At 45.1% G+C, this 23612-nt stretch carries 18 protein-coding genes; 3 read left to right on the top strand and 15 right to left on the bottom strand.

Features of this window, described 5'->3' with window-relative positions; translation table 11 throughout:
• Positions 1-84: 84 nt before the first annotated feature.
• From HXT55_RS00925 to gatC, 6 genes are all read right to left on the bottom strand, one after another.
• Positions 85-1701 carry an NAD(P)/FAD-dependent oxidoreductase gene (locus tag HXT55_RS00925; protein ID WP_004114139.1) on the bottom strand — a complete coding sequence of 539 codons (1617 nt, stop codon included), beginning with the start codon at positions 1699-1701 and terminating at the stop codon, positions 85-87.
• A gap of 103 nt (positions 1702-1804) precedes the next feature.
• Complete coding sequence (locus HXT55_RS00920) at positions 1805-2119, bottom strand: DUF2469 domain-containing protein (RefSeq protein WP_004105898.1); 315 nt, start codon at positions 2117-2119, stop codon at positions 1805-1807.
• Entirely contained in the window at positions 2116-3039 is a 924-nt protein-coding gene (locus HXT55_RS00915; RefSeq protein ID WP_004114137.1) for a GNAT family N-acetyltransferase, read from the bottom strand. The genes HXT55_RS00920 and HXT55_RS00915 overlap by 4 nt, the downstream gene beginning before the upstream one ends.
• A 221-nt stretch (positions 3040-3260) precedes the next feature.
• Positions 3261-4760, bottom strand: a complete 1500-nt coding sequence (gene gatB / locus HXT55_RS00910) for an Asp-tRNA(Asn)/Glu-tRNA(Gln) amidotransferase subunit GatB (protein WP_048730777.1) — start codon at positions 4758-4760, stop codon at positions 3261-3263.
• A 32-nt stretch (positions 4761-4792) separates the two neighbouring features.
• A complete protein-coding gene (gene gatA / locus HXT55_RS00905; protein WP_064623172.1) occupies positions 4793-6334 on the bottom strand; it encodes an Asp-tRNA(Asn)/Glu-tRNA(Gln) amidotransferase subunit GatA in 1542 nt (513 codons plus the stop codon).
• Positions 6335-6337: 3 nt separating this feature from the next.
• A complete protein-coding gene (gene gatC, locus HXT55_RS00900) occupies positions 6338-6634 on the bottom strand; it encodes an Asp-tRNA(Asn)/Glu-tRNA(Gln) amidotransferase subunit GatC (RefSeq protein WP_004114131.1) in 297 nt (98 codons plus the stop codon).
• A gap of 498 nt (positions 6635-7132) precedes the next feature.
• Here gatC and vly point away from each other — a divergent pair, with 498 nt between their 5' ends.
• Positions 7133-8683 (top strand): cholesterol-dependent cytolysin vaginolysin, encoded by a 1551-nt coding sequence (gene vly / locus HXT55_RS00895; RefSeq protein WP_415681630.1) that lies wholly within the window; start codon positions 7133-7135, stop codon positions 8681-8683.
• A gap of 142 nt (positions 8684-8825) precedes the next feature.
• On the opposite strand, the gene HXT55_RS00890 is transcribed toward vly, so the two are convergent.
• The 6 genes from HXT55_RS00890 to clpB all read right to left on the bottom strand — a co-directional run bounded on the left by HXT55_RS00890 (position 8826) and on the right by clpB (position 16803).
• Entirely contained in the window at positions 8826-9830 is a 1005-nt protein-coding gene (locus HXT55_RS00890; RefSeq protein WP_421792254.1) for an ABC transporter permease subunit, read from the bottom strand.
• Positions 9827-10831: an ATP-binding cassette domain-containing protein gene (locus HXT55_RS00885; RefSeq protein WP_004114128.1), complete on the bottom strand. Its 1005-nt coding sequence runs from the start codon at positions 10829-10831 to the stop codon at positions 9827-9829. Before HXT55_RS00885 ends, HXT55_RS00890 begins: the two co-directional genes overlap by 4 nt.
• Positions 10832-10914: 83 nt before the next feature.
• Positions 10915-11721 (bottom strand): TrmH family RNA methyltransferase, encoded by an 807-nt coding sequence (locus tag HXT55_RS00880; protein WP_004114127.1) that lies wholly within the window; start codon positions 11719-11721, stop codon positions 10915-10917.
• 57 nt (positions 11722-11778) lie between these two features.
• Positions 11779-12627 (bottom strand): hypothetical protein, encoded by an 849-nt coding sequence (locus HXT55_RS00875; protein WP_004114126.1) that lies wholly within the window; start codon positions 12625-12627, stop codon positions 11779-11781.
• A 58-nt stretch (positions 12628-12685) separates the two neighbouring features.
• Positions 12686-14026 carry a DNA recombination protein RmuC gene (locus HXT55_RS00870; protein ID WP_004114125.1) on the bottom strand — a complete coding sequence of 447 codons (1341 nt, stop codon included), beginning with the start codon at positions 14024-14026 and terminating at the stop codon, positions 12686-12688.
• 179 nt (positions 14027-14205) lie between these two features.
• Positions 14206-16803: an ATP-dependent chaperone ClpB gene (gene clpB / locus HXT55_RS00865; RefSeq protein ID WP_064623313.1), complete on the bottom strand. Its 2598-nt coding sequence runs from the start codon at positions 16801-16803 to the stop codon at positions 14206-14208.
• 334 nt (positions 16804-17137) lie between these two features.
• On the opposite strand from clpB, the gene HXT55_RS00860 reads away from it, so the two are divergent.
• Positions 17138-17953 (top strand): fumarylacetoacetate hydrolase family protein, encoded by an 816-nt coding sequence (locus HXT55_RS00860; protein WP_064622991.1) that lies wholly within the window; start codon positions 17138-17140, stop codon positions 17951-17953.
• Between the two features lie 49 nt (positions 17954-18002).
• On the opposite strand, the gene HXT55_RS00855 is transcribed toward HXT55_RS00860, so the two are convergent.
• The 3 genes from HXT55_RS00855 to HXT55_RS00845 all read right to left on the bottom strand — a co-directional run bounded on the left by HXT55_RS00855 (position 18003) and on the right by HXT55_RS00845 (position 20781).
• Complete coding sequence (locus HXT55_RS00855) at positions 18003-18803, bottom strand: YggS family pyridoxal phosphate-dependent enzyme (RefSeq protein ID WP_064622993.1); 801 nt, start codon at positions 18801-18803, stop codon at positions 18003-18005.
• Positions 18804-18837: 34 nt separating this feature from the next.
• Positions 18838-19887, bottom strand: coding sequence for a glutamyl-Q tRNA(Asp) synthetase (locus tag HXT55_RS00850; RefSeq protein ID WP_064622995.1), 1050 nt, complete (start codon positions 19885-19887; stop codon positions 18838-18840).
• 162 nt (positions 19888-20049) lie between these two features.
• Complete coding sequence (locus tag HXT55_RS00845) at positions 20050-20781, bottom strand: MIP/aquaporin family protein (protein ID WP_064622997.1); 732 nt, start codon at positions 20779-20781, stop codon at positions 20050-20052.
• 577 nt (positions 20782-21358) lie between these two features.
• On the opposite strand from HXT55_RS00845, the gene HXT55_RS00840 reads away from it, so the two are divergent.
• A complete protein-coding gene (locus HXT55_RS00840; protein ID WP_004114108.1) occupies positions 21359-23596 on the top strand; it encodes an RNA degradosome polyphosphate kinase in 2238 nt (745 codons plus the stop codon).
• Positions 23597-23612 lie beyond the last annotated feature (16 nt).

Raw genomic sequence — 23612 nt, 5'->3', positions numbered from 1 at the left:
AACAATGTGACTTAATCGCTGATAAATGTATGCTACTACACTCATGCGACTCACAACAACACGGCGTGGCAAAAAGAAAAAACGCTACTTCTTTTCGTGATATGACTTTTCTGTATTAACAGACCAAACATTATCTTTAGACTGTTTTCCACTGTTAATATTAGACACGGCTTCAATAGCAGTAGCCATAGAATGATCCTGATTATTGTAACGATGCTGACCATTTCTACCAACACAATACAAGTTACCAAAACCATCCAAATACTTAACAAGCTCAGGCATCTGAGCATAAGTATCGAAGTAAGCTGGATAAGCCTTTGGAACACGCTCACGATGCGCATCCAAAACATCATCTTCGCCATCAATAACCTGCATACGAGTAAGCTCATCAATCGCAGATTTACGAGCCTCTTCGTCGCTCATATTCCAAAAATCATCGCCCTCATTGCAGAAGTATTCAAGACCAATCCACACAGTGTTGTCAACATCCTTAACGAGATATGGGCTCCAGTTGTTAAAGATTTGCAAACGACCAACTTTGTATCCTGGATCCTGCACATAAATCCAGCAATCAGGCACAATAGGAGGGTTACCTAACGTTGGAATATCAGTCGTATTACGCAAACGCATACGCTTAACAAGAAGTCCAACGGTTACGAAATCACGGTAAGGCAAGCCTTTAGCAACTCGTTGTAATTCGGCTGGAACCTGCACAGACTCATTTCCTTCGGCGCCATGCTCAATAGCTGCAACCAAATCTTTTATTGGCATAGAAGAAATAAACTGATCCGCATGAAGTTCTTGCTGCAAACCATCTTGATTTTCAACGACAACACTAGAAATTTTACCGTCGCACTGTTTAATAGCAACAACTTTTGCATCTGTTAAAACAGTAGCGCCATTTTCACGGCAACGACGTTCAACAGTCTCCCAAAGCTGACCAGGACCAAGCTTAGGATACCAGAATTCTTCAATCAGTGAAGTTTCAACTTCCTGATTTGCCTTCTTTTTCGGCATAAGCTTAGAGAAAGCATTCTTTAAAACTTCAACAATGCTCAAACCCTTAACTCGCTGAGCACCCCAATCTGCAGAAATCTGACTTGGATGCCTTCCCCAAAGCTTCTCGGTATAGCCCTCAAAGAACATAGAATACAGCTTTTTGCCAAAGCGATTAATGTAGAAGTTTTCGAGGTTTGTTTCTGGCAACTTGTGAATCATAGACCAAAGGTAGCTAAAACCAACCTTCATAGTAAGAACAAAGCCCATAGAGCGCAAAGTAGACGCAGAAAGAGAGATAGGGTAGTCGAAGAAATGATGATTCCAGAAGATTCTAGAAACGCGATGACGCTTAAGCATAACCTCATCTTCGACTTCTGGGTCTGGGCCGCCATTCTCTAAATCGTGGTGTCTGCCAAGTTTTTTGTCGTCGTAAGAAGGAGCGCCTTGAAGTGGAAGCATATCTCGCCACCATTGCATAATTCGATCATCTTTAGAGAAGAATCGGTGACCGCCAATATCCATGCGGTTTCCGTTGTATTTTACAGTGCGAGAAATTCCGCCAAACTCTTTAGATGCTTCAAGAACAGTTACATCGTAGCGGCTAGCTCCGCCATCTTTTACAAGCTCCCATGCAGCCGTCAACCCTGCCGGACCGCCACCAATAATCACTACAGATTGTTTCTGGGATTGTGTATCAGTCAATTTTCCTCCATACCTAAAAGACGCTTTATAAAGTCAAAATCGCAAAATTGCAAGCACGTATCTATATTAAAATCTAAACATAAGCTTTACTAGCATACTCTTATCATGCGATAGATTCTGGAATATCGATATCTGTTTTCTGCACTTCTTCCACATTTACGTCTTTAAACGTAACAATACGAACGTTTTTCACAAACCGCGAAGGGCGGTAAACGTCCCACACCCAAGCGTCTGTTAATTGCACGTCAAAATACACATCTTGACCTGCAGAACGCACGTTAAAATCCACCTTGTTTGCCAAATAGAATCGTCGCTCAGTTTCTACAACATACGTAAAAAGCTTAATAACGTCACGATACTCCTTGTACAACGCAAGCTCGGCGTCAGTTTCGTAATTGTCGAGATCTTCAGCGCTCATCGCTTCCCTTCCGCATTATTGCCATTAGTGTTACGCTTACGACCGCGCCCTATAATACGCCACCATGCACGTTTAGAAGAATCTTCTTTGACTGTAGCCGCATTATACGGCCACGATTCGTCGGAATTATCTTTGCTAACAGGTATTGCAATTGAATGCTCATGCGCACTTAGCGCTTCACAAACACCAGGATTATCTTCAATAACGTGCAGACCAAAAGCGTCTAAAGAACGAATGGCATCATATTCATCTACGAGAGTGTCCATAACAACAAAATCTTGATATTTTTGATTTTGTGAATCCCACAAAGCATCTCTAGCTGTTCCAGTTTTTACAAAACCAAGAGACTGATAAACAGAAAGAGAACGCGTATTCGCTGCTGGAACACCAACCCAAATCCTATGCAATGCTAAACCAACTGTGTCTGGAGCAAAACCATACGTCATAACTCTAGGCATTGCATCTCTAGAATACCCACGACCCCTATAATCGCGTCCTAGAATCACCTGAATTCTAGCGGATTTAGACCAACCATCAATGTCGATCAAAAAAATCATTCCAATAATATCGCCATTGGTATTTTTAGCGTCATCAATAAGATCTGGCACAATTGACCATGCGATTGTTGGGCGTGATTGAGCATCTCCAACAACCCCAGCATAATCAGACATACTTTTATCATTATTGCCCAAAGACCACTGCACAGAACGCTCAACCCACGCATGAACCATAGCACGTTCAGATTGTGAATCCTTGCCAGTTATAACAGCCGCACCATCAAAAGCATGTAATGAATCCATCCTAGCTAAATCTTCGATGGTTGCTTGCCTAAGACGAGCCATCTCGCCGCGTATTGACGGAATTACAATACTTTCTGGTAACTCTCGAGAGTTTGTAGAGTCAGCATTGACTTCCTGCATATTCACCTGTTTCCTGTACCTAATTGACCTTGCGTTACAAAAAGTTCTACAAAAAGCATAATCAAAATACAAATGCGTAAGCAACTACAATATAAGATTACACTTTTTGCACTCTACACAATGCTATAAAACACAAGGTTAAAACGCAAAGCATAAAATGCAAAAAGTGCATCTATAAACTATTCTTTTCTAGCTAAATTTTAATCTAACTAAAATTTAAATCAGCCTTTAATCTTTGCCATCACGATCTTAGTAACAGCCTTAGCATCAGCCTGACCTTTAGTCGCACGCATAACAGCGCCAATAATTGCGCCCATCGGCTTCATATTTCCAGCCTTAAGCTTTTCTGCAACTTCAGGATCAGCAGCAAGAGCAGCGTCAACAGCAGCTTCCAAAGCGCCGTCGTCGTTCATAACCTTGAATCCGTGCTTCTTAACAACTTCATCAGGCTTACCCTCGCCAGCCAAAACGCATGCAACAGTTTGCTTAGCGAGCTTATCGTTAAGATTGCCATCTGCAATTAGCTTTTCAACTTCAGCCACATCTTGCGGAGTAATAGGCAATTCTTCCAAAGTCACGCCACGAGTGTTTGCTTCGCGAGCAAGCTCACCAAGCCACCACTTCTTAGCACCAGCAGCACTTGCACCAGCCTTAACGGTTTCTTCAACCAAATCAAGAGCATCCGAGTTAAGAATATCTCGCATTTCAAGATCGCTAATACCCCATTCGCTTTGCAAACGGTTACGGCGCTCGCGAGGCATTTCCGGCATTTCGGCCTTCATGCGCTCAATATGCTCTTTAGTTATATGAAGCATAACCAAATCAGGATCTGGGAAGTAGCGATAATCGTCAGCATCCGACTTCACACGACCGCCAGCAGTAGTCTGAGTTGCTTCATCCCAGTGACGAGTTTCCTGCAAAATCTCGCCACCTTCGCTCAAAATAGCAGCCTGACGACGAATCTCATATTGCAGCGTCTTTTCAATACCGCGGAATGTGTTCACATTCTTAGTTTCGGAACGCGTACCAAATGGATCAGTCGACTTGCGACGAAGCGAAACGTTCACGTCAGCACGCATATTGCCCTGCTCCATACGAGCGTGGGAAATGTTAAGAGCGCGAACAATATCGCGAATAGCACGCATATAAGCACCAGCAATTTCTGGAGCGCGGCTACCCGCACCTTCGATTGGCTTAGTTACAATCTCAATTAAAGGCACGCCTGCACGATTGTAATCAACCAAAGAATGATTTGCGCCTTCAATACGACCGTCAGCGCCGCCAACGTGAGTATTCTTACCAGCATCATCCTCAATATGAGCGCGCTCAATCGGCACGCGGAACACGGTGCCGTCTTCCAGCTCGACATCCAAGTAACCGTTGCCGTTAGTAGGCTTATCGTACTGGGAAATCTGGTAATCGCGAGGCATATCTGGGTAGAAGTAGTTCTTACGAGCGAACTGGCTCCACTCAGCAATCTCGCAATGCAACGCTAAGCCAAGCTTAATCGCGTAATCAACTGCAGTCTTGTTTACAACTGGCAAAGAGCCTGGCAAACCAAGGCTTACAGGAGTTAGCTGAGTATTTGGCTCGCCACCAAAAGATACTTCTGCTGGGCAGAACAGCTTTGTGCGCGTGCAAAGCTCAACGTGAGTTTCCAAGCCGAAAACTGGGTCAAATTGCTCCACAGCATCGGCGTATTTCATAAGTTTTTCAGCCATGAGAATCCTTCTTACTTAAGCTTTATTTCACTTTACTTAGCCAATGAATCGAGCCAACCAGCTTTAAGCGACTTCCAGATTGGGCCACTCCACTTTTCTTCGAGCGCTGCTTCCAACGCTGCTGCAGGCTTGTACATCTTTTCATCATGGCATTGCGGAGCAATAATCTGAATACCAACAGGCAGGGCATCGTCGCTTAAGCCAGCTGGGAGGCTCAAAGCTGGAACGCCAGCCATGTTTGCAGGAATCGTAGCAATATCGTTCATGTACATGGAGAGTGGATCGTTCATCTTCTCGCCAAACTTAAATGCCGTTGTAGGGCTTGTTGGAGAGACTAGAACATCTACCTTATTAAACGCTTCTTCAAAGTCGCGAATAATAAGCGTACGAACCTTTTGCGCAGAGCCATACCAAGCATCGTAGTAGCCGGCGGAAAGTGCGTAAGTGCCAAGAATAATACGGCGCTTTACTTCGTCGCCAAAGCCAGCTTCGCGAGTTGCAGCCATCATGTTTGCAGCAGTTTGAGGCTTGTCTGCTGGTGGCATTACGCGCAAACCGTAGCGCATGCCATCGTAGCGAGCCAAATTAGAGCTAACTTCGGAAGGCATAATAATGTAGTAAGCAGCCAAAGAATAAGGGAAATGAGGGCAGGAGACTTCTGTTACTTCTGCGCCCATATCCTTAAGCAATTGCACAGCCTCATTAAAGCGTGCTTCAACGCCTGGCTGGAAGCCTTCTCCGCTAAGCTCTTTAACAAGACCAACCTTTACGCCCTTCAAATCACGGCGAGCACCCTCGCGCGCAGCCTGAGCCATTGGAGGAACAGGAGCAGGAATCGAAGTTGAATCGCGCTTATCGTTGCCGCCAATGATTTCCTGCAAAAGTGCAGAGTCAAGAACGGTACGAGAAACAGGGCCAATCTGATCAAGCGAGCTTGCCATGGCGATTGCGCCAAAACGGCTAACTCCGCCGTAAGTTGGCTTTGCGCCAACAGTACCAGTTAAAGCGCCTGGCTGACGAATAGAGCCGCCAGTATCTGTACCCAAAGCAATAGGAGTCTCGAATGCAGCAACAGCAGCTGCAGAACCGCCGCCAGAACCGCCAGGAACGCGCTCAGTATCCCAAGGGTTGCAAGTGGTTTGGTAAGCGGAATGCTCGGTAGAAGAACCTTGAGCAAATTCATCTAGGTTAGTCTTGCCAAGAATTGGCATGCCAGCTGCCTTGAGCTTTTCAATAACAGTAGCATCGTAAGGTGGAACCCAGCCTTCAAGAATCTTAGAGGCTGCAGTAGTTGGAATGCCCTTAGTAACAATCATGTCTTTAATGGCAATTGGAACACCTGCAAGCTCAGGCAATCCTTCAGTCTCACCCTTAGCGTTCTTAGCATCAAAAGCATCTGCTTGTTCAAGTGCAACATCTGCAGAAACATGCAAGAATGCTTTGATTTCTGGTTCGGCTGCTTCGATTACTGCCAAGTGAGCTTCAACAAGTTCGCGGCTAGAGACTTCTTTAGCTTTTACAGCTTTTGCCATATCGGCAGCAGAAAGCTTTACTAAATCTTGAGTATTAGTCATGTTTTATTCCTCCCCCAAAATTCGAGGTGCTACAAACATGCCAGACTCACTTCTAGGAGCGCCAGAAAGCGCTTCTTCTTGAGTCAATGGCGTAGCAGGCTCGTCTGGGCGCAAATACGCTTCAAGAGGTACTGGATTTGCAGTAGGTGGCACATCTTCGCCAGCAACTTCCTGCACTTTGTTAATAGATTCTGCAATGACGTTTAATTCGCCTTGCAAGCGACTGATTTCTTCGTCGCTAAGCGCAATCTGGGATAGAACGCCCAGATGCTCAATTTCTTCGCGTGTGAATGTTGGCATAACCTCAACTATATGTGTGATGCGTGACCTTCTTATAGAAGAAAAAAGCAATATTGATAAAAGATTTACACACGTTACTGTAGAAATATTTTCCCAATTTTAGAACATGATTGTCGATCCATATTTTCTAGGGAAAATTATGTGTAATATTAAAAAAATTTTATTAGTGAGACAATAAGCGAAATAACAATTATTATCACATACAGTTTTCATAAAATTAACGAGTATAAAATAGTGAAGACGAGGGTCTATGCATGTCAACACGCCATGAAATGGAAATAATTCAATAAAAGAATGTTGGCATTCCAACCTTCTTCATACGTTTATTTGCAGAATAAAAAAATTTGTTTTATTTCACTATCCCAGAAATAAAAAAGCATGTAATAATTAAATGCTATGAGATATTAAGCTAATGCAGCGAAGCATTCCATGCATAGAAGCAAATAAGTTACGGTATCTCATAAAAAATAACATAAAATATAAAATTGAAGGACACATATGAATAACACAAAGTTCTACCGTAATGCAGCAATGTTGCTCCTCGCGGGCGCAACTATTATTCCACAATGCTTAGCAGCACCAGCAATGGCCGCTCCTGCAGCTAAGGATTCTGAGCCAACCGCATCTTGCGCAGCCAAGAAGGACTCGTTGAATAATTATTTGTGGGATTTGCAATACGATAAAACAAACATTCTCGCCCGTCATGGCGAAACCATTGACAACAAATTCTCTAGCGATAGCTTCAACAAGGGCGATGAATTCGTTGTTGTTGAGCATCAGAAGAAGAACATCACAAATACAACTTCAAACTTGTCGGTTACTTCCGCCAACGATGATCGCGTATACCCAGGTGCTCTTTTCCGCGCTGACCAGAATTTGATGGACAATATGCCAAGCCTGATTTCCGGAAACCGCGCTCCAATCACGTTGAGCGTTGATTTGCCAGGCTTCCACGGCGGCGAAAGTGCTGTAACTGTTCAGCGCCCAACCAAGAGCTCTGTAACTTCCACAGTGAACGGCTTAGTTTCCAAGTGGAATGCACAGTACGCTGCAAGCCATCATGTTGCAGCTCGCATGCAGTACGATTCTGCAAGCGCACAAAGCATGAACCAGCTCAAGGCAAAGTTTGGTGCTGATTTCGCCAAGATTGGCGTTCCGCTGAAGATTGATTTCGACGCTGTGCACAAGGGCGAAAAGCAGACTCAAATTGTGAACTTCAAGCAGACCTACTACACCGTAAGTGTTGATGCTCCAGATAGCCCAGCTGACTTCTTCGCACCATGCACTACGCCAGAAAGCTTGAAGAGCCGCGGAGTAGACAGCAAGCGTCCGCCAGTATATGTGTCCAACGTAGCTTACGGCCGTTCAATGTACGTAAAGTTCGACACCCGCAGCAAGAGCACCGATTTCCAGGCTGCTGTTGAAGCTGCAATCAAGGGTGTTGAAATCAAGCCAAATACCGAGTTCCACCGCATTTTGCAGAACACTTCTGTAACTGCTGTAATTCTCGGCGGCAGCGCAAACGGTGCAGCCAAGGTTATTACCGGCAACGTCGACACGTTGAAGGCTTTGATTCAAGAAGGCGCAAATTTGAGCACCTCCAGCCCAGCAGTTCCAATTGCTTACACCACTTCCTTCGTCAAGGATAACGAAGTAGCAACTTTGCAAACCAATAGCGATTACGTTGAAACCAAGGTTTCTTCCTACCGCGACGGCTACTTGACTTTGGATCACCGTGGAGCTTACGTAGCTCGCTACTACATCTACTGGGATGAGTACGGCACCGAGATTGACGGCACTCCTTACGTGCGTTCTCGCGCTTGGGAAGGCAATGGCAAGTATCGTACAGCTCACTTCAACACCACTATTCAGTTCAAGGGCAATGTGCGTAACCTCCGCATCAAGCTTGTTGAGAAGACCGGCTTGGCTTGGGAACCATGGCGTACAGTATATGACCGTTCCGATTTGCCACTGGTTCGCCAGCGCACAATCAAGAACTGGGGCACCACCTTGTGGCCACGAGTTGCTGAAACTGTGAAGAACGACTGATACTTATCACAATTTCAAAAAATAACTTAATAAAGATAATTTAATAAATAATAAATTAAATATAAGTGAATACAATTAAGGGCTTTATCTTGTAGTCGGTTACGAGATAAAGCCCTTGTTGTTTGCTAAATATTATTTGTAGTTAAATATCGCGATGTTTTTCAACAACGTGGCCAATTGCATACATGACTACGCCCCAAGCGAGAACCACCAAGCCTGATTGCCACCATGTAAAAACATATGCGTTTGGTGGAAGTTGCCGCCCAGAACTAGCGGAGACTCCTAAGAATTGGCTTGCAGCATTGCCTGGCAAAATCTGAATAAGTATTGAAGTCCACTTCGCAAAATTGCTTGCAAGCATAATAATGCTAACAATGGCCTGCAGAATCATCACGGCTCCAATAACGCACATAATTCCGCCAGCAGTTGACTTGCAAATCATGCCAAAACCGTAGGCCATTGCTGACACAACAACCATAATTGCAGGAGAGCCAAGGAACAGAGTAAGCGGAAATTTCCACACGTTGCTTCCCGATAATCCGGAAATGTTATCTCCCATAAAAGCTAATTCTGCAGCAGCTAAAGAAACTGCCATTGCAATAAGTTGGGCTACAAAAACATAGATTGCAACCGCAATAAACTTAGCCGTAAAGAACATACCCCTTTTAGGTACAGCCGTAAGAGAAGCCTGAATTGAAGTCGTAGAATGTTCCGCAGTTACAGCAAGCACTGCAAAAATCGCCAAAACAATCAAAGATATAGAAGCAAAGCTAACGACCAAGCGGAAAATGCTTTCTTGAGATGCAATAAGGTCACTTTTATCGCTCGGTCCAACAGTAATTGCAGCGCTTGATTTACTTTGATTTGCTCCATTCTTAATGTCAACTTTAGACATTGCTTTCTGCACAAGCGCGATTATAAAGCTGAAAATTACTGGCAAAACAATTGTTAATGCCATGCACCACCACGTAGACGCAAGTCCGCGCAGCTTAACAATTTCAGATTTAAGCGTGTGCATAAATGTAAGGCGTAAGTGCTGAGCGTTCATGCTACGGCCAGTCTTGTATGCGTTAGATTGATATGCATTAGATTGGTGTGCGTTAGATTCAGCCAATTGCACTTGCTGATTTGCTACTTGCTCACTCATTTTGCACTCCCCTGATTATTAAATTGAGCTACACTTTGCTCAGCAGGATTTAAGTTTCCGGAAGGAATAGTCCTAGTCACGTACTGCTCTTGGCCATGCGTAAGAGCCAAATATGCTTCCTCAAGCGATGCATGCTCTTGATTCAGCTGATAAACCATGATTTGATTATCTGCAATTTCGCGAGCAAGCTGATTAAGCTCGCATCCTGTTATTCTGAGGAGCTCGCCTTCTTGAACGTCTTGAGGAGTGCGAACATCTTGCAAAATCTTGCATTCAGGATGATTTTGAGCAAGCACAGACTTTAGCTTTTCGCCTTCTGGAGTCACAAGTCGCACAGCGTGCTGCGAATGTGCATTAACAAAATCTTGTACTGTTGTACGCTTCAAAATTTCGCCATGCGCAATAATCACAAGGTTATCTGCAGTAAGCGCAACTTCGCTCATTAAGTGCGAACTAAGTAGTATTGCTCGACCTTGGCTTGCGTAATACTTGCACAATTCGCGAACCCACTTAACGCCTTCTGGATCCAAACCGTTAATTGGCTCATCCAAAATGAGATTGTGCGGGTCTGCTAAAAGCGCTGCAGCAATCGAAAGACGCTGGCTCATGCCAAGCGAGAACGAACCTGCTTTGCGGGTTTTAACACTTGATAATCCAGTAATATCAATCACTTCGTCAACGCGCTTTTTTGATATTCCATGAGTTAAAGCCAATGAATACAAGTGATTGTAAGCGGAACGACCTCTGTGGGCAGACTTTGCATCAAGAACTGCTCCAACTTCCGTCATTGGGGATGCGATTTTTGCGTAAGGTTTTCCGTCAATAAGAGAAGTGCCACTATTGGCGTGAATAAGATTTAACGCGCAACGCATGGTAGTAGATTTACCAGCGCCATTAGGACCTAAAAAGCCCGTGACTCTACCGTCTTCGGCGACGAAAGAAACGTCGTTAAGCGTTGTTTTTGCGCCGAAACGCTTTGTAATATGTTGGAATTCTAACATAGCTTAACAGTATCACAAATAAAAAAAAATACACATTAAATGTAAGCGTTTATGAGTACAGACTGTTGAATTTTAATTAATATTTAGCAATTTGGTGCTGCATGTTGCGCAATCCACGCGTGCATGGAAACAGCCGCAGCAGCTCCTGCGTTTAGAGAGCGAACAGAGCCAAATTGCGAAATATAAACAACGTCATCCGCCATCTCTAGTGCTTTTTTAGAAAGACCTGGACCTTCCGCGCCAAAAAGCATAAGGCAACGTTTAGGGAACTTGTAGTTTTCCATAGCAACAGCGCCTGGAATAATGTCGAGCGCTATAACGCGCGCGTTTTTAGCGTCTTGTTCCTTAATATTTGCGATTTTTTCGGCTTCTTTATTGCCTTCTGCTTGTGCTTTAAGCAAAAGTTGATGCGCTTCTTCTGCTTCTTTAAGCATATTTTCGCGCCAATTAGTTACTAGAGTTTCAATAGTTGGGCAGCATTCAACGTATTGGTATAGCTCGGTCATTAACGAGCCTTTACGATTCCATTTATGAGGCCCTACGATATACACTTTTTTCGCAGTAAACGCGTTTGCAGTGCGAACCATAGAGCCTATATTAAAATCGTGAGTCCAATTTTCTACAGCTACTTCAAACTCATGACGGCCTTTAGAATCGAGATCCGCTTTTATGGCTTCTACTTTCCAGTACCGGTAACGGTCTAGGACGTTACGTTGGTCGCCTTCGTCTAGTAATTCAGTGCTAAACCGCGCATCATAATTTGGCGATTCTGGATTATCTGGACGAGGTTCACCTGGATGCTCGTCTTCCCATGGGCCAACTCCTATAGGTCGAAATTCTGGCTCATCGGAAGCTTTTGCAGCCAAAGTAATTGGATTCGGTTCGTGCATGTGTGAGTTTTGCTCCGTTTAATACTTTTTCTTAGTATTGGCAGCTAGTAATTGCAACTAATCTTGGCAGCCGTCAGTTGCGCAATCGCCTGTGCAACCTGACTTGCAATGACCGCCACAGCAATTGTCTTCACAGCAAGGCTCAGTGCAACCATCGTGAGCGCAATCACCAGTGCACTCTACTTTGCAATGACCACCGCAGCAGTTATCTTCACAGCATGGCTCAGTGCAACCATCATGCTTGCAATCACCAGTGCATTTAACCTCGCAATGACCGCCACAGCAGTTGTCGTTGCAGCAATCGTCGCGATCTGCATCTGCACGTAATTCTTCTTCATCGAAAGCTTGAACAAATGCCATTTTAGTACTCTCCTCACTTATTGGATTTACTAATTGAAGATGCCTTGTGCCTTGTTCGTCGGCGTCAACACCACCAATTAATGCAACTATAGCAAGAATTTGCGCGCCTTGCTGATTAACAATGCCAAAATCAAGACTTAATTCATTTCCGTGTCGTAAAGTCACAAGCGAAGAAGTTTGAACATACGATTTTTCAGAGAGCCAAGAGTCAAGTAACAATACTCGCTTGCCTTTAACAGACGGACCTTTTGTTGCAGGAAAAACAAAATCCATAACAAAGCCGTCGAGTGCAATTCCTTTACGTTCTGCAGCATGAATAAGTGCAAAAACCATTGGAACTGCAGCGGCAGTTAACGCACCAACAGCGTCAACATCGCGCTCTAACGAATACCCAGCTTTCTCAATTGAGTCAAAAAGAACATCACCAACTAGCTTAGAGCCGCGCTGAGCAAATGTAACAGAAAACAGTTCGCTAAATGGTTTCGCGCTCATATCTGCATAAAGCATGCGTTTAAGTTCCGCGCGTTCCTCTTGTAATTCTGTCATTTTTGCACTCCTTAGCGTTTAGAGTTCTTCAATTTTTTATGCTTTAATGTTTTTACGCTTAATGATCTTCTACTGATACTTCTGGAGCGCTCAGCTCTTTAACATCAGCTTTATCGGAATCTATAAGATCTATTGAAGCAATAACTTTACTTTGGTCTAACTTCTGAAGTTTACGCGCTGTTACCAACACTCTAGACTCAAGTGAGGAAGCAAACTTATTGTAAGCTGCGACTGTTCTTGCCAAAGATACGCCAAGCTTTGAAGCATTTTCTCCAAGAACCGCAAAGCGATCGTACAATTCTCGAGATAAATCGAAAAGTTCTTTTGCGTCATCTGTAAGACTTTGCTGCTGCCATGCGTATGCAACAGACTTAAGCACAGCCCACAAGGTAACTGGGGAAGTGAGGGCTACTTTTTGCGCAAAAGCATCATCCATAAGTGTTGGATCCGCCTCAAGGGCCGCCTGAAGCAATGCTTCGTTTGGAATAAATGCAACTACAAAGTCTGGTGCTGTTTCAAAAGCCTGCCAATATGCTTTAGCTCCTAATGCTCTAACGTGCTCTCGCAAAGCCTTAGCGTGCGCTTTTAGAAGCTCACTTCTTCTAGCTAATTCTTCGTCGCTTGCGTTATCTGGGATTTCGCAAGCGCGCTGATAATCCGCATATGGAACTTTTGCATCAACTGGAATTGTTTTGCCTCCTGGCAGATGCACAACCATATCTGGCCTCTGCTGTTCGCCATTTACTCCCGTTACAACAACCTGCGTATCAAAATCAACATGCTCAAGCAAACCTGCAGATTCCACAATATTCTTTAGTTGAGCCTCGCCCCAAGCTCCGCGAACCTTATTATTTCGCAATGCTGCAGAAAGCGAACTTGTTTCGCGGTCAAGCCTTGCTTGCTGCTCGCTTAAGCCTTTAAGCTGAGTGTTCAGCGCACCCATTTCTTGCTTACGCCCTTCTTCAATCTGCGAAACTTTATTCTTCAAAGCTTCGAGATTGTCTTTTACTGGAGCAAGCGCTTCCAAGACTTTGCCTTGCTCTTTCAAAGTTTTCTCACGATTTAACCGTTCGCGTTCTTCTCGCTCTGTTCGCAATTGCTCTTCGCGATTCACTCGCAATTGCTCTGCTTGCTGCGCTTTAGCAAGTTCTGCTTCAACAAACTTTAATCGCTCAGCAAGCTGCTCTGCTTGCGTGCGATATCGTATAGCCTGATTGCCATTTTCTTGCGCTTGCGCGCGCGCTTGTTCATACTGAGAGTGCAATTCGTTAAATTCGCGCTGGTTTACGCCATTAGCGCCTTGCGTTCCAGAGTTGTGCTTAACAATAGCCAGCACAACAATGGCGGTTATTACAACAGCAACCACCATTAAAACAAGCATCACAATATTATCGAACATACGTTCTATTAAACACTACTGGTTCGACTTTTGAAACATAATTAGACACGCGTATTATTGCATAGAAAAATAAGCGTTATGCAACAAAATAGCGCGCTGCATACTGGAAAATAATCCAATAAACAGCACGCTTTGTTTTATTTGACTACATTATTTGACTACATTAAAAAATGCAGGCACTACGCAATCTTTAGGGTCACATGGTCGCTAGTATTCTCACAATCCGCAACTATGCGAGCACCATCATGTACCTTTCCAGAAAGCAGCAATCGCGCAAGTTGATCGCCAATTTCCGTTTGAACTAATCTGCGCAACGGACGAGCACCATAAACTGGATCGTAGCCATGCTCTGCAAGCCAAGCGCGAGCAGAATCGCTCACATCCAAGCTAATGCGGCGGTCGCTCAAGCGTGCAGCCACTTGACGAACTTGAATATCCACAATTCCACCAAGCTCTTCGCGGCTCAACGGATGGAACATAACAAGCTCATCCAAACGGTTGATGAACTCTGGCTTAAACTCAGCATGAACAGCGTTCATAACAGCCTTGCGTTTAGCAGCATCGTCCAAGCCTTCTTGCACAAGGAATTGCGAACCCAAGTTTGATGTCATAATCAAAATCGTATTCGTAAAATCAACCGTTCTACCCTGACCGTCAGTCAAACGACCATCATCCAAAACCTGCAACAAAATGTCGAATACTTCTGGATGTGCCTTCTCAACTTCGTCAAAAAGCACTACAGAATACGGGCGTCTACGCACAGCTTCAGTAAGCTGACCGCCTTCCTCGTAGCCAATGTAGCCAGGAGCAGCACCGATTAGACGAGAAACGGAAGACTTTTCCATGTACTCGCTCATATCAATGCGAACCATTGCACGCTCGTCGTCAAACAAGAAGTCAGCAAGAGCCTTTGCAAGCTCCGTCTTACCAACGCCAGTAGGACCCAAGAATAGGAACGAACCAGTCGGGCGATTCGGGTCTGCAATTCCAGCACGGCTTCTGCGCACAGCATCCGCTATAGCCTGGATTGCTTCGCTTTGACCAACAACGCGCTTAGAAAGCTCCTTTTCCATGTTGAGCAGCTTCTCATTTTCGCCTTGCATCAAGCGGCCAACAGGAATACCCGTCCATTCGCTAACGACTCCAGCAATAGAATCAGCATCAACCTGGTCTGGAACCATCGGCTCTTTCGCTTCACTCTTAGCATTAGCAGCAGCCTGTGATTCCGCTTCTTCCAAAGCTTTTTGAATGCTTGGAATTTCGCCATACAAAATACGGCTTGCCTGCTCCAAGTTGCCTTCGCGCGTGAATTTGTCGGCTTCTACGCGTTTAGCGTCGAGTTGCGCTCGCAAATCGCCAACCTTGTTATGGCCAGCCTTTTCCGCATCCCAACGCGCCTTCAAACCAGCAAGCTTTTCGCGCGAGTTTGCTAATTCTTCTTGCAACTTTTCTAAGCGTTCGCGCGCAGCAGCATCTTCCGCCTTCTTTAATTGCATTTCTTCCATTTCAAGACGCGTAACTTTGCGCTGCAATTCATCAATCTCTTCTGGCGAAGAATCAAGCTCCATACGTAAGTGAGCTGCCGCTTCATCCACCAAATCAATCGCCTTATCTGGAAGCTGTCTGCCAGTAATATAGCGGTTTGAAAGCGTTGCTGCAGCTACGATTGCATCGTCACTAATAGTCACCTTGTGATGTGCTTCGTAACGTTGCTTAAGTCCGCGCAAAATCGTCACCGTATCTTCAACAGATGGCTCGCCAACAAACACTTGCTGGAATCTGCGCTCAAGAGCGGAATCCTTTTCGATATGCTCGCGATACTCGTTAAGAGTAGTTGCGCCAACCAAGCGCAGCTCACCTCGCGCAAGCATTGGCTTAAGCATATTGCCAGCATCCATTGAACCTTCTGCAGATCCTGCGCCAACAACAGTGTGAATCTCATCAATAAACGTAATAATTTGACCGTCTGATTGCTGAATTTCCTTCAACACTGCCTTTAAGCGTTCCTCAAACTCGCCGCGATACTTCGACCCTGCAACCATCGAAGCCAAATCGAGACTGATAAGACGCTTGTTTTGCAAAGTCGTAGGCACATCTCCTGCCACAATTCGCTGAGCTAATCCTTCTACAACTGCCGTTTTTCCAACGCCTGGCTCGCCAATTAGCACAGGATTATTCTTCGTGCGGCGAGAAAGAATCTGAATCACGCGGCGAATTTCCTGGTCTCGTCCAATTACTGGGTCAAGCTTTCCTTCGCGAGCGCGCGCCGTCATATCAACCGAATATTTTTCAAGCGCTTTGTAGTTGCCTTCCGCGTCTGGGCTTGTGACTTTCGCACCACCGCGTACAGTTGGCACAGCCTTGCGCAACGCATCTGCAGAAACATTGTGCTTTTTGAAAATATCCGCAACAGCATTCGGCGCGCTTGCAACCATGCCAACAAGCATGTGCTCCGTAGAAACGTATTCGTCTCCCATTGTGCGCATTTCTTTTTCTGCCTGGCTTAGCGCAGCTAAAAGCTGACGGCTTGCGTCTGGCTTAGTTGTAGTTGAGCCAGTAGATGAAGGCAGTGCCACTAATGCGTTGCGAATTTCAGCGCCGATTTGTTGCGCATCTGCACCAGCCTGTGCAATAAGCGCGCGCACTACGCCTTGCTCTTGGCGAAGTAAAGCATCTGCCAAATGTAACGTATCAACTTGCGCATTGCCAGCTGCCGCCGCGCTTTGCACAGCATCACTTAATGCATCTTGCGCTAAGGTCGTAAATTTTTGTTCCATATTTACCCCCATTTGCACCGCTATCTAGCGGATTTTAGGTGATTTACGTGCACTTTTTGCGATTGCACTCAAACCACATTCTGTCAATTTCTAAAACTTGAGTCTACTACACTCAAGTTTTGTTTTCAAGATGTTTGTGGCGTTTTCTTATACAACGGTTGCTTGCGACTTTTCCATATCAAATTCATCAATTGCAAAGTCGTCAGTCAAAAATTCGTTAATCGTCAATAGTCAATCGCAAAGTAACAAAGTCAAGTATTAAAAATAAATAAGTATTAAAAATAAATAAGTATTAAAAATAAATAAGTATTAAATATGTCGTAATCTTAAAAATATGAGAATTGCACGTTTTTCCTATAATGAAGTTCCTCAATACGCGTTTGTCCAAAAAGACGAAGCAGACGGCAAGGATTATTTAGTAGCGCTAGAAGGTCATCCACTAAGCCCTCAAGGAGTTAAGCCAACAGGCAAGCGCTACGAGTTAGATGCCGATGGCGTGCGCCTGCTTGCACCAGTGATTCCTTCAAAAGTATACGGATTGGCAAAAAACTACGATACGCGTTCTGCCGAAGAGCGCGCATCTTCTGCTGCGTCGTCAAGCCACATGGCAGCAGACATGGTGATTTTTACAAAGCCGAGCACATCTGTAATTGGCCCAGACGACCCAATTGTTATTCCTGCTTTTTCAAACGATATGAATTTTGAGCCAGAAGTGGCTGTTGTTATGGGCAAAATCGCCAAGAATGTGTCGGTCGACAAGGCAATGGACTACGTTTTTGGCTTTACTTGCGTAAATGACGTGACTTTGCGTGATTGCGCAGGCAGCGATCCAATGTTTACGCGCGCAAAAGGATTCGACACGTCTTGCCCACTTGGTCCATGGATTACAACCGAGCTAAATTGGCGAGACGCGCATATCTCGTTTACGCTTAATGGAAAAGATGTGCCAGAGGCGAGCGGCACCACAGCGCGATTGATTCACAGTATTCCAGAGCAAATCGCTGCGATTTCAAGCTTCTCAACTCTTCTTCCAGGAGATGTGATTTTGACAGGAACGCCGTATCCAGCAGGAACTTTGCACGCTGGCGACGAAGCGATTGTGCATGTAGATGGTATTGGTTCGCTGCGCAATGTGATTATGCATGCGTAACGGTAATAAAAGTAAAAGATAAAAATCAGAAGCTAGACAAAACTTAATACTATACAAATGCGCGCGGGCCAAAGATTGCCGAACCAATTCGAACCATCGTCGAACCTTCGGCAATCGCCCACGCAAAATCACCAGACATTCCCATTGAAAGCTCTAATTTTGTAGAGTTTCCATCATGATCTTGCGCGAGTTGTTCACTCACGCAATCTCTAATTTCTCGCAATTTTGCGAAACCACTTCTCACTATTTTTTCATCATCCACGCGCGCTCCAAGTGTCATAAATCCGTGCAAATTAAGCGCAGGCAGGCTAGATATAGCGAGAGCTTCGTCAATCGCACGTTCTGGCGCGCATCCGGATTTCGTAAATTCTCCCGAAACATTCACTTCCAACATAACGTCTACGCGAAGTCCCAAATTTTGAGCGCGAGCAGATATTTTTTGCGCAAGATCAATGCTATCAACCGACTGAATACCATTTGCGAGTGGCAAAACTTTGTTTATTTTATTGCTTTGCAGCTGACCGATTAAGTAGAGCGGAATTTCGCCGTTTACACCAACGCTTAAATTCTCGCGCGCAGCTTCCTTGCGTAAAATTTCTGCTTTTGCAACAATTTCTTGCGGACGATTTTCCCCAATTACGCGCACTCCTGCTCTGAGCGCTGCCATGATTTCGCCAACATCTCGCGTTTTAGTTGCAGCAAGCAGCGTAACAGACCCAGCTTTGCGCCCGTAACGCGATTCGGCTTGAGCAATGGCGTCTTGCACGCTGTGCACGCCGTCGGCAATTTGACGCGCGCGAACACAATCTACCTCAGTATTCGCTAAATCTTTTTGCGTCATATATGCCATTTATTGCCCCAATCTATCATTCTAAATACATAGTTTAGTCGAGGAAGGGCACGGATTTGTCTGCTAAGTTTGCGCGAACAGAATTCCACGGCGTTTCGTCGCTTTTAAATAACGCGAGCGCATCTGCAGCGCTCATATCTGCTGGGCGAGTTTGCTCAGGATTCTTATATCCCAAAAGATACATGCAGTAACCAATCATGCGCTCGGCGCTCCAGCCAGATTCACGAAGTGCGCCAACATCTAGTGAATGCTTGCTTTTTGCGAGTCGCTCGCCTTGAGCGTTATCAATTAGTGGCAAGTGCGCAAATTGCGGACGCACATAGTGCACGCCGTTAGCCGCAAAAAATCCCAATTTTTCCAGCAATTCACCAATCCAAATTTGAAGCGCAGCAGAACGAAGCAAATCGCGTCCGCGCACAATGTCGTTTACTCCGCTCAAAACATCGTCAACAACAACCGCAAGCTGGTAAGAAAAAACGCCATCCGCGCGACGAATCACCATATCCCCCAAGTCGCGATCAATATTAAAAGATTGCGCACCAAAAATCGCGTCTTCAAAATCAATATTTGCCTCCCTCGAATCAGCCGAAGGAACAGCAAGCCGCAAAGAATGTTGTTGATTATTTTGCAAACGCTTTTCGATTTGCGCCAAGCCTTGCGCATTTTTGCGAAGATTTCTGCACGTACCGGGATAGCGTATAAAGCCGTCGCCTTCTTGCGGCGCTGCAATCGCGCGAATATCGGAACGCGAGCAAAAACACGGGTAAATCAGGGAATTCCCGTCTCCGTCTTGCAAAGATTCTAACGCATCAAGAGCTTCTTGGTAGAGTGCAGTGCGCTCATGCTGATAAGTCGGCTCACCAACCCAATCAAGCCCAGCCCACTTCAAATCGTCAATCACTCGCGCGCTTGCATCTTTTGGCATTCTAGCAATATCGAGATCTTCCAGACGCAAAATCATGCTTCCACCTTGCGACTTTGCAGAAAGCCAAGCAGCCAACATTGCTACCATATTGCCAATATGCATACGCCCAGAAGGAGTCGGCGCAAAACGACCAATTGCAATAGGTGACTTAGAAAACATGATTTCGTCTTTCTAATATCTTTCTTAAAATCTTTCTTAATAAGCACAAGTTTGCAAAGCATAAACTTGCAAAACAAGAAGCGCGTAACGCATTCATACTAGCATCACGCGCTTCTTACAACCGCAATTAATCACAATCAATAACAATTAAAAGCAACTGTTTTATGCAAATAGCGACTTAAACATAAGCACGCCCAAGATTGCGCCGGCAATAGGGGCTACGACTGGAATCCACGCCTCGCTCCAACGAGAAGAACCCTTGTGTGGAATAGGCAAAATGGCGTGGAGCAAACGCGGCATAAGGTCTCGAGCAGGATTCAAAGCAGGACCAGTCGGACCACCCATAGAAGTCACCAATCCCCAAACAACAAAGCCAACTACGATTGATGCTCCAGCCAAATTCTTCTCTCCCCAAGGAGAAGTAAGGCAGCAAAGCGCAGCCAAAACAAGCACGAGCGTGCCAAAGAATTCGTTTAGGAAGTAGTTAAGCTTGTTATTGTAAGCATCCGTAGTGCAGAACGTGCCAAGAATAGCCTCTGGCTCTTCGGTTTCGTTGTAATGTGGCAAATAAGTTACGTACACAATAAGCTGACCGACCAATGCGCCCAAAAGCTGAGCCACAATATACGGAAGTACGTTTGACCAAGGGAACATTCCGCAAACAGCTTGCGCAATTGTCATAGCAGGATTTATGTGCGCTCCAGAAATTCCACCGAACATTAGCACTGGGAACATAACGCCAAAACCATAGCCCATAGCAATGTTTAGCCAGCCTGCGTGATGACCTTTAGTGTTTTTAAGTTCAACATTGGCAACGGCTCCATTGCCAAAAATCATAAGAATGGCAGTTCCAATAAACTCAGCTGCCAACATTACTGTAAATGAGTGTTGCATGGTCCTTCGATCCTTCTTAATTGTTTTGCTGCTTTTGCTTTTGTACCACATCTCATTTTCAAAGAAGCTAAGAAAATGAATCCAGCAATTATTATTCCAACAATTATTCTTTGATAGTTTCCCCTATGAACACGACACTGCGAGTAAATATCAAATAGTCATATATATCAAAAGAGGCCCGCCACACTGGCGAGCCTCTTACTTACAAAAACAATCTTCAGCGGTTCTATCTGCACAACATCCTCGTTGCAACGGTAAAGTCTTATGTATCCGTCCAACGTAATTGGAATCTAACATCCATACATTTTCTGTGGTCTACCGCTCTTTTAATTTGTTCTTGTGATTCTTATTATTACTGTTTTTTGTTCTTTAGTAAAGTACAAAACCATCTTTGTTCACATATTGTAATTAGTGTTCATTCGAACATAAAAAATAGATGGTTTTGCATCATTTTGTGAATATGCAATGGTTGTCATGTTCAGATGCGTTCACATATTGCAATTATCGGCGTGTCGAGCACGCGCAGCTGCCGACACTCAGTCGCGCACATCCCTTACAGCGCATACAATTACGGAGTATGGTACAAATTTTTGACGCTCCCTCAAAGGCGATTCTGCGCGGTCAAATTGCAGAGCACATCGCCGAAGACGAAAAGGCAGAAAAGCGTGAGGCTCGTGAGGGCGAGCTACCGTTGCCAAAAGATCGCTTCTTTGACCGCGAGCTTAGCTGGTTAAAGTTCAATCGTCGCGTGCTTGAGCTAGCGCAAAATACTGATTTACCACTTCTTGAACGCGCTAATTTTGCAGCCATCTTTGCTTCCAACCTAGACGAGTTCTTTATGGTTCGAGTTGCAGGCTTAAAGCGCCGAATTGACTCAGGAATTGCAGTAACCGCTGCAAGTGGGCTTAGCCCGCGTCAGCAGTTGCGCGCAATTAGCGAGGTTACGCATCGTCGTCAAGATGAGCATGCGCATTATGTTATTGACCACATTTTGCCAGAGCTTGCTAAGCAGCGCATTGTTATGCTCAGTTGGGACAAACTTACGCAATCCGAAAAAGATAGACTTTCAGACTATTATCGCAAGCAGGTTTTCCCAGTATTAACGCCACTTGCAGTGGATCCTGCACACCCGTTCCCATATATTTCTGGCAAGTCTATTAACTTGGCTGTTATTGTAGAAAATCCAAATTCTGGCAAATCGCATTTTGCTCGCGTAAAGATTCCAGATAATTTGAATCGTCTTGTTCCAGTTGACGATTTAACCGACGAAGAGGGTCGCGAAGAGCGCTACGGCTTTATTCCTATGGAAAAGTTGATTGCAGCACATTTGGAATCGCTTTTCCCAGGCATGATTATTAAAGAAGCGCGATCTTTCCGCGTTACGCGTAACGAAGATATTGACGTTGAGGAAGACGATGCAGAAAACTTGCTTAACGCTATGGAAAAGGAGCTTTTGCGTCGTCGTTTTGGACCGCCTATCCGTCTTGAGATTTCCGACGAAGCTAGCCCATTCTTGTCGCAGCTGCTGGCTAATCAGTTGCGTGTAAGCCCAGAGGAAGTCTATCGTTTGCCTTCGCCGCTAGATATGACGGTTCTTTTTGAGTTGCAGGCGCTGGATCGCCCAGATTTGAAGTATCGTCCGTTTATTCCTACTACAAATCGCCAGATTGCAGAAGTTGAAACTAGCCATGCGCAAGATATTTTCGCTTCGATTCGCGAGCATGATATTTTGCTTCATCACCCATATGATTCGTTCTCTACTTCTGTTCAGGCGTTCTTGGCGCAAGCGGCGGCAGATCCAAAGGTGCTTGCAATTAAGCAAACGCTGTACCGCACGTCTAGCAATTCGCCAATTATTGACGCTCTTGTTGACGCAGCACACGCTGGCAAGCAGGTTCTTGCGCTTGTTGAGATTAAAGCGCGATTCGACGAAGACGCTAACATCGCTTGGGCGCGTAAGCTTGAGCGCGCAGGCGTTCACGTTGTTTACGGCATTGTTGGATTGAAGACGCATTGCAAGCTTTCGCTTGTGGTTCGCCAAGAAGCCGAAGGATTGCGCCGCTATTGCCACGTTGGTACTGGCAACTATAACCCTAAGACGGCTCGCCTTTACACAGATTTGGGCTTGCTTACTTGCGATCCTGTAGTTGGTCAAGATTTGACTCGCTTGTTTAATCAGCTTTCGGGTTACGCTCCAAAGTCTAGTTTCCATCGCTTGCTTGTGGCTCCTCGCACAGTTCGAACGGGCATTATTGAGCGAATTCGCAGGGAAGAGGCAGCGGCTCTTGCTGGAAAAGAAGCGTGGATTAAGATTAAAGTCAATTCTGTTGTTGACGAAAAGACGATTGACGCTTTGTACCGCGCGGCTCAAGCTGGAGTAAAGATTGACATTGTTGAGCGTGGAATTTGCTCGCTAAAGCCTGGCATTGAAGGATTGAGCGAGAATATTCGAGTTCGCTCTATTCTTGGCAGATTCCTTGAGCACAGCCGAATCTATGCTTTTGCTAATTCTTGCGGTCCGCAAATTGGCGATGGTCCTGCAAGTGGCCCAGAAGTGTGGATTGGCTCGGCCGATTTGATGCATCGAAATCTTGATCGCCGCGTTGAAACACTGGTTCGCATAAGCGCTCCAGACCAGGTGGAAGCGTTGATTCAATACATTGATTTGCAAATGGCTGATTCAACAGTTTCTTGGTGGATGGATGGAGATGGCACATACACGCTGCATTCTCGCGATTCCGAAGGTCGTCCTCTAGTCGACAGTCAGGAATATCTAATTCATACTCACACACGCAAACCTCGAGGTGTGAACTGATTGCGAGTAACTAATA

Source organism: Gardnerella sp. KA00718, assembly GCF_049244285.1.
GTDB classification, from domain to species: domain Bacteria; phylum Actinomycetota; class Actinomycetes; order Actinomycetales; family Bifidobacteriaceae; genus Bifidobacterium; species Bifidobacterium vaginale.
The sequence above is the reverse complement of the archived record's forward strand: the minus strand, read 5'-3'. Positions and strand labels throughout refer to the sequence as shown.